This is a genomic window from Candidatus Pelagibacter sp. HIMB1521, assembly GCF_052047875.1.
In the GTDB taxonomy this organism is placed as follows: Bacteria; Pseudomonadota; Alphaproteobacteria; order Pelagibacterales; family Pelagibacteraceae; genus Pelagibacter.
The window spans coordinates 1-14,351 of sequence record NZ_JBNAIZ010000010.1; the positions used below are offsets into that span (position 1 = coordinate 1).

At 27.6% G+C, this 14,351-nt stretch carries 14 protein-coding genes, 2 tRNA genes and 1 pseudogene; 3 read left to right on the forward strand and 14 right to left on the reverse strand.

The annotated features are described in order from the left end of the window. From ACTTA5_RS04925 to rarD, 6 genes and pseudogenes are all read right to left on the reverse strand, one after another. Positions 1-347 (reverse strand): annotated as a pseudogene (locus tag ACTTA5_RS04925) (AAA family ATPase); the annotation flags it as partial. After that, positions 344-958: a dTMP kinase gene (gene tmk, locus ACTTA5_RS04930; protein WP_440648384.1), complete on the reverse strand. Its 615-nt coding sequence runs from the start codon at positions 956-958 to the stop codon at positions 344-346. The gene tmk and the pseudogene ACTTA5_RS04925, both read right to left, overlap by 4 nt. After that, complete coding sequence (locus ACTTA5_RS04935) at positions 951-2,102, reverse strand: D-alanyl-D-alanine carboxypeptidase family protein (protein WP_440648386.1); 1,152 nt, start codon at positions 2,100-2,102, stop codon at positions 951-953. The genes tmk and ACTTA5_RS04935 overlap by 8 nt, the downstream gene beginning before the upstream one ends. Further along, positions 2,095-2,934, reverse strand: a complete 840-nt coding sequence (locus tag ACTTA5_RS04940; RefSeq protein WP_440648388.1) for an SPOR domain-containing protein — start codon at positions 2,932-2,934, stop codon at positions 2,095-2,097. The genes ACTTA5_RS04935 and ACTTA5_RS04940 overlap by 8 nt, the downstream gene beginning before the upstream one ends. Further along, positions 2,924-3,925 (reverse strand): lytic murein transglycosylase, encoded by a 1,002-nt coding sequence (locus ACTTA5_RS04945; protein WP_440614373.1) that lies wholly within the window; start codon positions 3,923-3,925, stop codon positions 2,924-2,926. Before ACTTA5_RS04945 ends, ACTTA5_RS04940 begins: the two co-directional genes overlap by 11 nt. After that, positions 3,912-4,790 (reverse strand): EamA family transporter RarD, encoded by an 879-nt coding sequence (gene rarD / locus ACTTA5_RS04950; RefSeq protein WP_440648390.1) that lies wholly within the window; start codon positions 4,788-4,790, stop codon positions 3,912-3,914. Before rarD ends, ACTTA5_RS04945 begins: the two co-directional genes overlap by 14 nt. 85 nt (positions 4,791-4,875) lie before the next feature. Here rarD and ACTTA5_RS04955 point away from each other — a divergent pair. Continuing rightward, positions 4,876-4,965: transfer RNA gene (locus ACTTA5_RS04955), tRNA-Ser, on the forward strand. A gap of 5 nt (positions 4,966-4,970) precedes the next feature. On the opposite strand, the gene ACTTA5_RS04960 is transcribed toward ACTTA5_RS04955, so the two are convergent. Continuing rightward, positions 4,971-5,228, reverse strand: a complete 258-nt coding sequence (locus tag ACTTA5_RS04960; protein WP_440648392.1) for a succinate dehydrogenase assembly factor 2 — start codon at positions 5,226-5,228, stop codon at positions 4,971-4,973. A 23-nt stretch (positions 5,229-5,251) separates the two neighbouring features. Here ACTTA5_RS04960 and recG point away from each other — a divergent pair, with 23 nt between their 5' ends. Then, on the forward strand, positions 5,252-7,303 hold the full coding sequence (gene recG, locus ACTTA5_RS04965) for an ATP-dependent DNA helicase RecG (protein ID WP_440648394.1): 2,052 nt from the start codon (positions 5,252-5,254) through the stop codon (positions 7,301-7,303). Here the strand turns inward: recG and ACTTA5_RS04970 are convergent. Next, entirely contained in the window at positions 7,300-7,956 is a 657-nt protein-coding gene (locus ACTTA5_RS04970; protein ID WP_440648396.1) for a DUF502 domain-containing protein, read from the reverse strand. The genes recG and ACTTA5_RS04970 overlap by 4 nt on opposite strands. Before the next feature lie 112 nt (positions 7,957-8,068). Between ACTTA5_RS04970 and ACTTA5_RS04975 the strand changes: the two genes are divergently transcribed. Next, positions 8,069-8,896: a M48 family metallopeptidase gene (locus tag ACTTA5_RS04975; RefSeq protein WP_440648398.1), complete on the forward strand. Its 828-nt coding sequence runs from the start codon at positions 8,069-8,071 to the stop codon at positions 8,894-8,896. Between the two features lie 10 nt (positions 8,897-8,906). Here the strand turns inward: ACTTA5_RS04975 and ACTTA5_RS04980 are convergent. The 6 genes from ACTTA5_RS04980 to ssb form a co-directional block, all read right to left on the reverse strand. Beyond that, positions 8,907-8,982, reverse strand: a tRNA-Lys gene (locus tag ACTTA5_RS04980). A gap of 153 nt (positions 8,983-9,135) precedes the next feature. Next, positions 9,136-10,248 (reverse strand): tRNA guanosine(34) transglycosylase Tgt, encoded by a 1,113-nt coding sequence (tgt, locus tag ACTTA5_RS04985; protein ID WP_440648400.1) that lies wholly within the window; start codon positions 10,246-10,248, stop codon positions 9,136-9,138. An 8-nt stretch (positions 10,249-10,256) separates the two neighbouring features. After that, positions 10,257-10,817, reverse strand: a complete 561-nt coding sequence (locus ACTTA5_RS04990) for a peptidylprolyl isomerase (protein WP_440648402.1) — start codon at positions 10,815-10,817, stop codon at positions 10,257-10,259. Further along, the gene (gene coaD, locus ACTTA5_RS04995; RefSeq protein ID WP_440648404.1) at positions 10,810-11,304 is read right to left on the reverse strand and encodes a pantetheine-phosphate adenylyltransferase; all 495 of its coding nucleotides are present in this window, start codon (positions 11,302-11,304) and stop codon (positions 10,810-10,812) included. Before coaD ends, ACTTA5_RS04990 begins: the two co-directional genes overlap by 8 nt. Beyond that, entirely contained in the window at positions 11,304-13,883 is a 2,580-nt protein-coding gene (gyrA, locus tag ACTTA5_RS05000; protein ID WP_440648406.1) for a DNA gyrase subunit A, read from the reverse strand. The genes coaD and gyrA overlap by 1 nt, the downstream gene beginning before the upstream one ends. 5 nt (positions 13,884-13,888) lie before the next feature. Next, a complete protein-coding gene (gene ssb, locus ACTTA5_RS05005) occupies positions 13,889-14,341 on the reverse strand; it encodes a single-stranded DNA-binding protein (protein WP_262589214.1) in 453 nt (150 codons plus the stop codon). Between the last annotated feature and the right edge of the window lie 10 nt (positions 14,342-14,351).

Consider the following 14,351-nt stretch of genomic DNA (forward strand, 5'->3'; position numbering starts at 1 on the left):
GATTTATTTAGATTAACAATTAATTCTCTTATTTGATTTATATCAATGTTTTTTTTATCTTCAGCTACGTCTATAAGATTAAAATTTGGATTAGATTTATTTTGTATAAGTTTGAATGATTTATTTTCTAAATTAATTTTATTATTTTCAACATCATAAGAATGTTCTTCATCTTCTGATAATACAAAGTTTATTAGATGATAACCTAATGTTGCTTTGCCAATACCCTTTTCACCAGATAAAAGTATTTTATTCGGCAATTTATTATTTAAATATAATTTGGATAAATGTTTGAAAATCTCTTGATGTTTGTACAAATTCTGTTGTGTAGATGAATTTAGACTCATTTAATTAACTTTTTAACTTGATTGATAATTAATTTTTCATTTATCTTAATATCTGAATTTGAATCAATTATCTTATATTTTTTCTTATTTAGTTTTGATAACTTAAGAAATCCATTTTGAACTTTATTATAGAAACTGCTATTAAATTGATCATATCTATTCAAAGATTTTCTCATTTTTAATCTTAAGAAAAGATTTTTTTTATTTACAACATTAAGAAATGTAAAATTAACCTTAATATTCTTTAATAAATATTTATTAATTATATTTATAATTTTAATATCAACACCCATGCCATAATGCTGATAAGCTATTGTAGAGTCTATGAATCTATCAATTAAGATAACTCTTTTTTTATAATATTTTTTAATAAGATTAATATTTTCACTTCTGGCAGCTAGATATAAAAGTAAGTCAGTTTTTACATTAAAATTGGATTTCTTATTTAAAATTAATTGTCTAATTTTTTCAGAATTTAAACTTCCTCCAGGTTCTCTTATTTTTAAATATTTAACTTTATTTTTGTCGAAATACCTTGAAACAATTTTAATATGATGACTTTTGCCACTGCCTTCTATACCTTCAAAAACAATTATTGGCTTCTTAGACATCGCCCCAAATTAAGTAGTTTAATGATTTAAGCAATCTAGAAAAGAAATTTACTTTTTTAATTTCTTTTAAAGCAAGCAAATCATACTCACCTACTAATTCTTGGTCATAAATTACTTTTAATGTTGCAACTTTTTGATCTTTATTTATTGGTGCTTCTACAGGACCATCATAATTTACAGAAACCTTTAATAATTTTTTTTTGGCTTTTTTAATAGTTTTGTAAATGTCTTCATTTGTATATACATCAACTGTATCTTCTTTTCCTAACCATACGTCTATCTTTTGAAAAGGTTTATTTGCTTCAGTAATTTTAACTAAATCAAAATTTGTAAGTCCATAAGTTAACATTTTAGTACTTTCTTTTGATCTTGCATTTTTTGAATTAAAACCACTACCAACAGCAATTAATCTTCTTCCATTTCTCTCTATAGATGAAGCTAATGAATATTTTTCTACAGCCAAATAACCAGTTTTGATACCATCTGCTCCAAGATTTTTATATAATAAAGGATTTCTATTACCTTGTGTTATTGGATCTCCTCCTGTTCTATCCCAAGTAAATTCTTTTTCTGCAAACATTTTATAAAATTCTGGATGTTCTTTAATTAGGTATCTAGACATGATCATTATGTCTCTAACTGTTGAATTGTTATCAGGATGATTAATTCCTGATGAATTAGAAAAATTTGTATTGTCCATTCCTAATTCTTTAGCTTTTGCTGTCATTAAGATTGAAAACTCTTCTTCAGTACCCGCTATGCCTTCTGCTAATGCAATACAAGCATCATTACCAGATGCTATGATTATACCTTTTAGTAAATTTTCAACTGAGACCTCGTCCCCTACCATTATAAACATTGAGGAATAACCAGATGTAGATAATCGCCAAGCTTTTTCTGAAATAATAAATTTTTCATCCATACTTAAATCTCCTGACTTAATTAAGTCAAAGGCAATGATGGAGGTCATGATTTTCGTCATGGATGCAGGATAAATTGATAAGTCCGCTTCTTTTTCAAAAAGAATTTCACCAGAATGATAATCTTGAATTATTGCAGTTTTTGCTTTCACATCAAAATTAGCAAATGATTTAGATGCAAATAAAATGAATATTAAAATAATTAAATTTAATTTTTTAAACATCTTTAATAATTTTTAGGTTTTCAAAATTTAGTTTTTCTATTTCGTCAAATGACTCTTGAATTTTTTTTATATCATTAAATGGACCTAATAATACCCTATATTTTGTTTGAGATAATTTTTTTATAACAGGATTTGTTATCTTTGTTTCATCCTTAATTCTTTGGATCATATTTTCAGCTGAATCTTTATAATAAAAATCTGCAATTTTAATTGAATATAGAAAATTACTTTGAGAAGTCTTAGGCAATTCCTTTTTCTCTACAGTTCCTAAATTATCTATGGTTATTCCATCCACAGGAGCTTTTTGAGCTACTTTTTTTTCTTCATCAAACGTTTTAGCTTTTTTGGCTACAAAAGTTGATTCATCAGAAATTAGAGACAATTCAACATAGGGTTCATTTTCATCAAGCAATAATTCATCAACAATTCTTTTGGTGATTACTGAATTATAAAAATTTGAAAAAATTGCTTTATTAGATATCACTTGTGCAATAACAGTTTTTGTATTTTCAGGGTTAGTAATTTTCACAAAAGAATTTTTTCTAATTTTGGTATGAAAAATAAACAAGCCTCTGTTATCTAATTTTTTTGAAATGCTTTTTTCATTAAAGAGATTTTCGTGGTAAATTAATGCAAAGCCTTGGTTGGTATACTCTCTATCAAAAATATATTTAGAACTATCTTCCTCATTTTCATCTGAAGATTTTAAAGTTGTTTCTGCTGTCGATGTATCTGGTTCTGTCTTAATAGTTTTTTTTTGAGTTGTTTCTAATTGTTTGCATCCAATAAAAAAAATAAACAACAATAATTGTAATATTATTTTAAAGTTCATCTTTGAATTTATCCTTTAATGTGCATACGGCTAAAGCAAATCTTAAAGATCTATTCCATTGTAAAATTATTTCATAATTATTAAAGACCACATAAGCTGGATTTAATGTTTCCGCATCAGGAATTATATCTTTATCTGGTGTTATTATTGCAACTTCTAATTCATCATAATTATTTGAAATAATTGAATTGTTCTGAATGTATTGTCTAAAAAACTTTAATTGTTTCTTATCATGTAGTTTTTTTGCAGAAATATTTAAATATTTTTTTGGAATATCATTATTTAAATCAATTCTATAAAAACATGGTTCATTAGATTTCCAACCTATTTTCTTTAAATAATTACTCGCCGAAGCATACGCATCAGGGTTACTTTTTAAATTTATTGAACCATTGCCATCATAATCTGTTGCATAATTTTTCATAGTAGAAGGCATAAATTGGAAGTAACCAAAAGCACCTGCCCAAGATCCATATAATGTTTTATAATCAATTTGATTTTTCTCAATTAAATTTAAAAGAATTAAAAGTTCTTTTGTAAAAAATTCTGATCTTCTTTTGTCAAAACTTAATGTAGCTAGTGAAGAAAGAATGTCCATTTTACCAACATAGGTTCCAAAATTTGTTTCTATACCCATTAATGATAAGAGAAGTTCTTTTTCTATGTTAAATTCATTTTCAACAGAGGTAATTAAATTTAAATTATCTATATAAAGTTTTTTTCCTTTTTTTACTTTTTGGTCAGAGGTTCTTTTTGATATGTAAGTTTTTGTATCTTCATAAAATTCTGGTTGATATCTATCATATTTAATTACATCGGGTAAAAACTTAGTATTAGACATAACTAGATCAAATGTTGCTTCAGAAATATTATTTTCTAGAGCAATTTTTTTGAAATTATTTTTCCATTTTTCGAATTCTATATTGATATCTGCTAAAGTGTTTGAATGAAAAAAAAGAGATAAAATAAGTATAAGTTTAATTAGTTTCATATAAATCTCTCAAATATATTATTACAGCAATCCAGATTAAAATGAAACTTACTAGTTTATTAAATGAGAAAACTTCATCGTAATAAAAAAAACCTAGTAAAAATTGAAGAGTTGGTGTGATATAGAAAATCATCCCAGTCGGACCTAATCCACATAATTCAACTCCTCTTACATACAAAAATAAAGGTATTACCGTCATTGGACCTGCCAACAATATTATTAACATCATTGGAGGGTTGGATAACGAGAAATCATTGTAACCATTAACTGCAATTAGATAGAATGCACCAATTGCAATTGGCAATATAAATAAACTTTCTATTAAAAGTCCAATATCAGTATCAACATTAACCTTTTTTCTTACTAAATTGTAAAAGCCCCAACTTAGTGCTACAAGTATACCAACCCAAGGAAGTGATTTTAGACTTACAAAAATTAAATATAAAATTGATAAAATAACTAAAGTAATTGAAAAAATTCTTTTATTATTTAATTTTTCTTTAAAAAAAATATAACCAAGAAGAACACTTAATATTGGCATTATAAAATAACCAAAACTCGCATCTATTATTCTGTTGGTGGCGATTGCATAAATCCATACACCCCAATTCATAAAAATCAAAAACCCTGACGTAAAAAGATAAACAAGATTTTGTTTACTTTTAATTATCTTAAAAAAAATATCCCACTTTGAAAAAAAGAAAGTTGTTAATATTAAAGTCAAAGTTGTCCATAAACATCTGTGAACTACTAGTTCAATATAACCAATAAAAGTAATATATTTAAAATATAAAACCCCAAAAAAACCCCACCAAAAAGATCCAAATCCAGCAAGTAAAAGCCCTTTATTAAATTCTTTGTTCATGAGGCTTTGATATTAGTCGTTAATGAGTTTTTTTCGACTATTTTATGGTTGAATTAAATAATTATAATTATAAAACCTTGCTCACGGAGAGATGGCTGAGCGGTTGAAAGCACCGGTCTTGAAAACCGGCAAAGGGGCAACTCTTTCCTGGGTTCGAATCCCAGTCTCTCCGCCATCATCTTAATATTTAAAATTTTTAAACAACAAGCTAATATTGTTTTTTTCTATTTCAAATTCAGTATCAAAACCATTATAGAAATTATACAAATTTGTGTCATCAATATTAAGAAATTTATCTAAATCAATTAAATCCTCTTTTTGCAAATCATCAATGTATTTTTTTACAAATTCACCTAAGAGCTTATCCATTTCCTTGGTACCTCGATAATTGGAACGATAAATAATTTTTTTTTTTAATTCACCTATATTGAGCCTCATTATTAGAATATAATTAATTTATTATGGATAATAAAACTAATTTTGAATATTTATTATCTGATCTAACAGCTTTAAATGGTGTTGGTATAAAAACAACAAATTTACTCAAGAAAAAGAATATAAATAATATTTTTGATTTACTTTGGAAACTTCCAAAGGCTTATACAGATAGAAGTTTATCAACAAAAGTAAAAGATTTAAAGGTCGGTGAAAATCAAACTGTTACTGTTGTAGCAAATAAATATTTGTTTCCAAGAATTAGAAAATTACCAAATAGAGTTAAATGTTCAGATGAAACAGGTGAGTTAGATTGTGTCTTTTTTAATAGTTATGAGGGATATATTAAAAAAATACTACCATTAGGAAAAGAAATAACGGTAAGTGGCAAAATTGGCTACTTTAAAAATAAATATCAAATTACCAACCCTAAGTATGTATCTGAGGACTCAAGTTTAATTAAACAAGTTCATAATAAATATTCATTAACTGAGGGAATATCTGAGAAAATTTATAATAAAATCATAAAACAAATAATAGATAAATTACCTAACTTAAAAGAATGGCACTCAAGTAAAATTTTAAATAAATTCAATAATATCAATTGGAATGATGCAATTAAAGAATTACATAAGCATGAGAATATAGGAAAATACAAAGATCATTTTTATCAAAGACTTGCCTTTGATGAAATATTTGCAACATTTTTAGTTAATTCAGAAATAAGAAAGAAAATTAAGAAAGTAAAAAAAAAAAATAAAATTATTAATTTAAATAAACAAAAACAACTCATTAATAAATTAGAATTTTCATTAACTGACGATCAATTTAAATCGATTAACGAAATTAATGAAGATTTATCATCCTCAACCAAAATGTTTAGATTATTGCAAGGAGATGTCGGAAGTGGAAAAACAATTGTCTCATTATTAGCTGCATTTAATACTATCAATTCTGGTTTCCAAGTAGCTGTTATGGCCCCTACCGAAATACTAGCAAGACAACATTATAATTTAGCAAAAAAAATTTTTCCATCAAACATATCAACAGAGTTAATTTCTGGTAAGTCTAGCTACAAAGAAAAAAAATTAATGCTCAACGAACTAATAAATAATAAGATTAATATAATTTTTGGTACTCATGCTATTTTTCAAAAAACTGTTAAATTTAAAAAATTAGGATTAATTATTATTGATGAACAACATAAGTTTGGTGTTAATCAAAGAAAAAGATTATCTGATAAAGGGGGGAATGATTGCGATGTATTATTGATGACTGCCACACCTATTCCTCGAACTTTAACAATGACAATTTATGGTGATATGGATTTATCAATTATTAGAGAAAAACCTAAAAACCGTAAAATGATAAAAACTTACAGTAAATTAGAAAGTAAAATTGACGATGTAATTAAATTTATAAAAAAAGAAATTAATTCAGGAAATCAAATATTTTGGGTTTGTTCATTAATTGAGGAGTCTAAAAAATTAGATCATACTTCTGCAATTCAAAAATTTGAATATTTAAAAAAATTATTCCCTAAACAAGTCTCTATTCTTCATGGAAAAACAGATATAAATGAAAAAGATGAAATTTTAAAAAGATTTTTAAAAAAAGAATTTAAAATATTAGTATCTACGACCATTATCGAGGTTGGAATAGATTTTCCAAACGCCAATGTAATTGTAATTGAAAATGCAAATAAGTTTGGCCTATCTCAGCTCCACCAATTAAGAGGTAGAGTTGGCCGTGGAGAGAAAGAAGCAACTTGTATTCTGATGTTTAAGTCAAATTTGAGTGAAAATGCTAAAAAAAGAATAAACATATTAAAAGAGACCAATGATGGATTTGTTATTTCTGAGGAAGATATGAAGATAAGGGGTTTTGGTGATATATTAGGTTTTAAACAAAGTGGTGTTAAAAATTTTAAGTTAGCAGACCCAATACAGAATAGTGACTTATTTGAATTAGCTGAAAAAGAAATAAAAAGAATTGAACTTGAAAATGAAAATTTAAGTAAGTTTAAACCATTAATTAAATTATATGATAGAGCAGATATAATTAACGATATCGCTTAATTTTTTTCTGTTGTTGTTGTTCCAGCTGATACAATAAATTTAGAAGCTTCTTCAAAAGTCATGTTTAAAAATATAACTTCGTCTTTTGGGAACATTAGCAAAAAACCACTTGTTGGATTTGGAGTTGTTGGAACAAATACATTTATTAATTTTTGATTTGTTTTTTCAGCTATTTCACCAGAATTTTCTTTTGTAGCAAAACCTACAGCCCAAACGCCTTTTCTTGGATATTCGACAAGGACAACGCTTTTACTTTTGCTGCCACTTTCTTTAAACGATTGTGACATTTGTTTTATTGCAGACCAAAAAGTTCCAAGGAGCGGTATTTTTTTAAATAAACTGTCTATTAACTGAAGAAATTTTTTCCCTAAGTAAGATAAAGATATAAATCCAATGATTGTTATGAAAATAATTGAAATAATTATTTCCAAACCAGGTACATTAAATGGCAAATAATGATTAGGATTTATTTGAGAAGGTAAAATTTTTGAAGACGTATTTATTAAAAATTTACTTAAATAAATAGTTAGTCCTATTGGGATTAAAACAACAACACCTGTAAAAAAATAATTCCTAATTTTTAAAGATAAAATATAAAACCATAGACCTATAATTTCTCTTTTTTTTATAGGTTTCTTTTTGGTTTCTTTCATTTATTAACTATAACTAGAATATGTAACAAAAATTATTGCAATGATAAATAATACAACTAAAATTTTATTATTAAGATTCATAATAATTAATTATTATCAATTTTAGAATGAAATGAATAGAAGAAAATTTTTAACATACGTTGGTTGCGGTTGTGGAAGCTTGCTTCTTCATTCATGTGCAAGTGCTCCAATAACTGATAGAAAACAATTAAAATTAATACCAGAAGCTAAATTAAATGCTCAAGCTGCTCAGATATATGAACAAGTAAAAGAAAAAGAGAAAATGAGCGATGACACAAAAACTTTAAGTGAAATTAAAGAAATTGGAAAAAAAATGGAAGATTCAATTAGTGAATATTTTTATAGATCTAAAATGAACGATCCTACTCAAAATTTTGATTGGGAATATATATTAATTGACAATAAAAAAGTAAGAAATGCCTGGTGCATGCCAGGTGGAAAAATAGCTGTTTATACAGGTATACTTGATGTCACAAAAAATACTAATGGATTAGCCGCTGTAATGGGACATGAAGTTGCACATGCTGTTGCTAAACATTCTGTTGAAAGAGCAAGCAGAGGAGTTTTGCTTAATACAAGTGCAAGGATTATAGATATCGCAAGTGGCGGAGTTTTATCAGATATAAACAGAACTACAGGTATGGACACAGTTGGTTTGTTAGCACAACTTGGAATTATGAATCCATTCAGCAGAAAACAAGAAAGTGAAGCTGATTATCTTGGTATGATTTTTTCATCTTTGTCAGGATATGATATTAGGGAGACGGTTAAAATTTGGGAAAGAATGAAAGAATATAATAAAGGTAAAGAACCTCCTCAATTTATGAGTACTCATCCTTCATCTGATACAAGAATTAAACAGTTAAACGATTGGATGAATGAGGTAATTCTTGATTATCCACCAATTGAAATAAGTTAAATTCAAATAGTGGTGAGCCGTGATGGACTCGAACCATCGACCCATTCCTTAAAAGGGAATTGCTCTACCAACTGAGCTAACGGCCCACAAAGATTCATTTTTTATGAAAATGAATATGGTTTGTATATAGATAAATTTTAATATTTCAATTCGTTCAATGTAATTTTTATAAAAAGAATTCGTTATAAATGAGGGGTTTTCATTACAAAGTTGTACACATAATAGCACAGTTAGTTAAACTACAACTTATCAATGTATTTATTATGAAATTCATCGAAGGTATTATTCATAATATTTTTTCTGATTTCGGACATTAATTCTTGATAAAAATTTATATTATGAAGTGTTAATAGCATTGATGCTAATATTTCATTGGTATTAAACAAATGATTTAAATAGTTTTTTGAATATTTATTTAAATTTAAATTTTCACAATTCGGATCTAAAGGTGTGTTGTCATGTTGGTATTTGTTATTTTTAATATTTACCCGTCCATTCCAAGTAAAAGCAAGCCCTGTTCTACCTGATCTAGTTGGAAGAACGCAATCAAACATATCTATACCTCTTTTTACCGCTCCTAAAATATCCGTAGGTGTACCAACTCCCATTAAATAATGAGGTTTTTCCTCTGGCAAATGCTCTTTAATACCATCTAAAGTAGTAAACATTTCCTCTTGAGTTTCACCTACAGCTAATCCTCCGACTGCATAGCCATCAAATCCGATGTTTGTAAGACCTTCAAGTGATTTTAATCTTAAATCTTTAAATAATCCTCCTTGAATAATTCCAAATAAACCTTTTTGAGGGTTGTTACCAAATGCTTTTTTAGATCTCTCAGCCCAATACAAAGATAGATCCATAGATTTTTTTATTAAATCATAATCTTCAGTTTTTTTTGGACACTCATCCATTATCATGACAATATCTGAGTTTAAGCCTAATTGAATCCTAATACTTTCTTCAGGACTTAAATAAAATTTTTTTCCATCAACGTGTGAATTAAATATGGCCCCTTTTTCGCGATCTATTTTATTTAACTTTGATAGAGACATTACTTGAAAACCACCTGAGTCTGTAAGTATTGGTAAATCACAATTCATGAACTCATGTAAACCACCTGCTGACTCAATTCTTTCCACTCCAGGACGGATCATTAAATGATATGTGTTAGATAGTATTATTTCTGATCCAGTTTTCTTTATATCGTCGATTGTACAAGCTTTAACTGTTGCTTGTGTACCAACAGGCATAAATGCCGGTGTATTAATCTCACCCCTATGAGTTTCTATAACACCTAGTCTAGCAAATTTATCTTTGTTTAAAACTTTAAAGGCAAAATTTTTTAATGCCATTTAATATTTTACAAAGATTTAAAACTTATAATTTTATCAGGATCTGTTACAGCGCCATTATTATTTTGGTCACCTCTTTTAATTTTATCTACAAACTCCATTCCTTCAACAACTTTACCAAAAACAGTATACTGTCTGTCTAAAAAAGGAGCTGGTTGAAAGCAAATAAAAAACTGGCTATTTGCACTATTTGGATCTTGAGCTCTAGCCATAGATAATGTGCCTCTGTCATGAGGTAAACTATTAAACTCTTGTTCTAAATCAGGCATATCAGATCCACCCATACCTGCTCTTCTTAAATCAAATTCTTTAGACTCTGAATTTCCAAATTTAACATCACCTGTTTGAGCCATGAAACCATCGATTACTCTATGAAATACAACGTTGTCATATTTCCCGCTGTTAGCTAATTCTTTTATTCTTTTGACATGATTTGGTGCCACGTCTTCAAATAATTCAATTTTTACATCACCATCTTTTAGTTTTAAAATCATTATATTCTCCTCAGCTATTAATTGATTTGCACTAACAAAAAATAAAATAAATATGTACGATAAAATTCTATTCATATTTTTCTTTTAAAGATTTTATTGTGCTTTTGGTAGTAAATTTTTTAATATTTCCATTTAATTTTACAATTTCTTTAACAAACCTTGAGGAAATGATTTGATTTTCAACATCTGACATTAAAAAAATTGTCTCAATATTTTGGTTAAGTTTTCTATTCATTCCAGCAAGTTGAAATTCGTATTCAAAATCAGATACAGCTCTCAAACCACGCAAAATGATGTTTGATTTATATTTTTTGCACAAATCAGTGGTTAGTGAACCAAAGGATACAACTGTAATTTTTTTTTTATTTAATTTTAAATCCTTAAATAAAGCTTTATTAACAATTTCTATTCTTTCCTCTGATGAAAATAAATAATTTTTATTACTAACATCTGAAACTCCAACTACTATTTTATCAAAAAGTTTTAGTGCTTTTTTAATAACATCTATATGACCATAAGTAATTGGATCAAAAGTTCCTGGATAAATAGCAATTTTACTCATTAAATTAAATTATCATCAATTTTAATTGCAGAAACAACTTTTTCATCACCAGATAATTTTATAATTCTTACACCTTGAGTATTTCTACTAGCAGTTCTTATTTCTTTCACAGCAACTCTAATAACTCTTCCTTTATTTGTAGATATTAAAATTTCATCACCTTCAAACACTGGAAAAGATGATGTTATATTTCCATTCCTTGGAGAATTTATAATTCCAATAATACCCTTTCCACCTCTATTAGTAACTCTGTAGTCAATATGAGAAGTCTTTTTGCCATAACCGTTTTCACTTATTGCTAAAACAAATTTTTCTTTTGCTTTTAATTCTGATTTTTCATCTTTTGATTTTTTTCCATTTTTATTTAATTTATCGTTATCAATTACTGATAATGAAACAATTTGATCACCAGATGCGAGTTCAATTCCTTTAATTCCTTTTGAAGATCTTCCCTTAAATACTCTTAGTTTTCTAGCTTCAAAACGGATACATTTACCAAATCTAGTACTTAGAATTATATCTTGGTCATCTTTACAAATTTTAACACCAACAATTTTATCGTTGTTGTCAAGCTTCATTGCAATTTTTCCAGAAGCATTAATTGAAGAAAAATCCTCTAAACTATTTTTTCTAACTTTACCTTGTGCTGTTGCAAAAATAATTTGATAATTTTTTGAGTCTGTATCTTCATCAGGCATTGGCATAATTGAACTAATGGATTGATGACTCTTTAGCGGAAGAATATTAAATAAGGATTTACCTTTTGAAGCCGATGATCCCTCAGGTATTTTCCAAGCTTTAATTTTATAAACAAGTCCTTCTGTAGAAAAAAACAAAACTGATGTATGCGTATTTACCGATAGAGTTTGTATTACAGAGTCTTGATCTCTGGTAGTAATTCCAGATTTACCTTTTCCACCTCTTTTTTGTTGCTTCACATTATTTAATGAGCCTCTTTTAATGTATCCTTGCAAAGTTACTGTGATAATTACAGATTGTTTTTGTATTGTTTCTTCGATGTCGTAATTTAAAACTGCATCAATTATTTTAGTTCTTCTTGGAACTGCAAATTTTTCTTTAATATTTTTTAATTCTTCACTTATTACTCTCAAAAGTTCTTTTTTAGAGGATATAATTTTTTTATATTTTGCAATTAATTCAGCTAATTTTTTAATCTCAACTTCAATTTCATTGATACCAAGAGCTGTTAATTTCTGTAATCTTAATTCTAAGATAGCTAATACTTGTGGTTCAGATAAAGAATAAATATTTTTACCCTTTTTTCCCTCTACTAAAGAAATTAGCTTTTGTGATTTATTAATTTTCCATTTAGTTTTAAGAATAGCATTTTTTGCATCCTCAGGTGTTTTGGAAGATCTAATGATTTTTATAATTTTATCTAAGTTTTCTACTGCAACAGATAGACCTATTAAGATATGAGCTCTTTCCTCCGCTTTTTGAAGATCAAATTTTGTTTTTTTGATTACCACATCTTCTCTAAAAGATAAAAAATTAGAAAGAAATTCTTTTAATGTACATGTTTTTGGTTTCCCTTCTACTATTGCTAAAGTGTTAAAACCAAAAGAGCTCTCTATTTGAGTGTTTTTGTAAAGTTGTCTTTTAATTGTTTCTGGTTCAACACCATTTCTTAAATCAATTGCAACTCTTATACCTTCTCTATTAGACTCGTCTCTTATATCTTTAATACCTTCTATTTTTTTTTCTCTAACTAATTGTGCAATTCTTTCATTTAGTACAGCTTTGTTTACTTGGTATGGAATTGAAGTAATTACCAATCTATCTCTACCATTCTTTAAGCTTTCAACCGATACCTCACCTCTAATTTTAAATGATCCTCTTCCATTGTTGTAACCTTGTTTAATTATATCTTTACCGATTATTACTCCTCCAGTTGGAAAATCTGGTCCTGGTATATGTTTCATTAGTTCTTTTATTTTAATATCTTTATTGTCTATTAAGGCTAAAGTACCATCAATTATCTCACCAAGATTATGAGGAGGAATACTAGTTGCCATCCCAACAGCTATACCTCCGGCCCCATTAACTAATAAATTTGGAAATTGTGCAGGTAAAACGCTAGGTTCTTTCTCTGTTTCATCATAATTACTTTTAAAACTAATCGTATTTTTTTCGATATCATCAATTAAAAATTGTGAGACTTTTGACAATCTTGTTTCGGTATACCTCATAGCAGCAGCTGGATCACCATCAATGGATCCAAAATTACCTTGCCCTTGAACCAAAGGTAAGCTCATTGAAAAATCTTGAACCATTCTAACTAATGCATCGTATACGGATTGATCACCATGAGGATGATATTTACCAATTACATCACCGACTATTCTTGCTGATTTTCTGAATTGTTTAGACCAATCATAACCACCTTTATACATTGCATAAAGAATTCTTCTGTGAACCGGTTTTAATCCATCTCTTACATCAGGTAATGCACGACTTACAATAACACTCATTGCATAAGACAAATAAGACGAGCTCATCTCGTCATGCATAGAGATTAGATTAATGTTCTTATCTTTTGGTTCTTCAGTTTTTTGCATAGAAATTAAAATGGTATTTCGTCATCCATATCATTTGACACTTGAGAAGAATCCTCAATATTATTTTGTTGAGTTGTGTCATTCTGAATTCCACCACCTGTATTTCCTCCACCTAACATGGTAAGTGAAGAATTATAACCTTGTATAACAATTTCTGTTGAATACTTGTCTTGGCCAGATTGTTCATCTTTCCATTTACGTGTAGTGAGTTGTCCCTCCACATAAACTTGAGCACCTTTTTTTAGATATTGTTGAACAACATTTACTAATCCCTCATTGAATACAACTATACGGTGCCATTCAGTTTTTTCTTTTCTTTCACCAGTATTTTTATCTTTCCATGTTTGACTGGTTGCAAGACTTAGTCTAGCTACACTCTTGCCATTTACCATTTGTTTAATTTCAGGGTCTGCGCCCAAACGACCAATTAATAATACTTTATTTAAACTTCCAGCCATAATATTTTAC

Bases quoted from the DNA above. Each gene is read 5' to 3' on its own strand.
- rarD (WP_440648390.1), bottom strand. From the start codon at position 4,790: ATGAACAAAGAATTTAATAAAGGGCTTTTACTTGCTGGATTTGGATCT.
- ACTTA5_RS04975 (WP_440648398.1), top strand. From the start codon at position 8,069: ATGAATAGAAGAAAATTTTTAACATACGTTGGTTGCGGTTGTGGAAGC.
- recG (WP_440648394.1), top strand. From the start codon at position 5,252: ATGGATAATAAAACTAATTTTGAATATTTATTATCTGATCTAACAGCT.
- tgt (WP_440648400.1), bottom strand. From the start codon at position 10,248: ATGGCATTAAAAAATTTTGCCTTTAAAGTTTTAAACAAAGATAAATTT.
- ACTTA5_RS04935 (WP_440648386.1), bottom strand. From the start codon at position 2,102: ATGTTTAAAAAATTAAATTTAATTATTTTAATATTCATTTTATTTGCA.
- ACTTA5_RS04945 (WP_440614373.1), bottom strand. From the start codon at position 3,925: ATGAAACTAATTAAACTTATACTTATTTTATCTCTTTTTTTTCATTCA.
- ACTTA5_RS04990 (WP_440648402.1), bottom strand. From the start codon at position 10,817: ATGAATAGAATTTTATCGTACATATTTATTTTATTTTTTGTTAGTGCA.
- ACTTA5_RS04940 (WP_440648388.1), bottom strand. From the start codon at position 2,934: ATGAACTTTAAAATAATATTACAATTATTGTTGTTTATTTTTTTTATT.
- ssb (WP_262589214.1), bottom strand. From the start codon at position 14,341: ATGGCTGGAAGTTTAAATAAAGTATTATTAATTGGTCGTTTGGGCGCA.
- gyrA (WP_440648406.1), bottom strand. From the start codon at position 13,883: ATGCAAAAAACTGAAGAACCAAAAGATAAGAACATTAATCTAATCTCT.
- tmk (WP_440648384.1), bottom strand. From the start codon at position 958: ATGTCTAAGAAGCCAATAATTGTTTTTGAAGGTATAGAAGGCAGTGGC.
- ACTTA5_RS04960 (WP_440648392.1), bottom strand. From the start codon at position 5,228: ATGAGGCTCAATATAGGTGAATTAAAAAAAAAAATTATTTATCGTTCC.
- coaD (WP_440648404.1), bottom strand. From the start codon at position 11,304: ATGAGTAAAATTGCTATTTATCCAGGAACTTTTGATCCAATTACTTAT.
- ACTTA5_RS04970 (WP_440648396.1), bottom strand. From the start codon at position 7,956: ATGAAAGAAACCAAAAAGAAACCTATAAAAAAAAGAGAAATTATAGGT.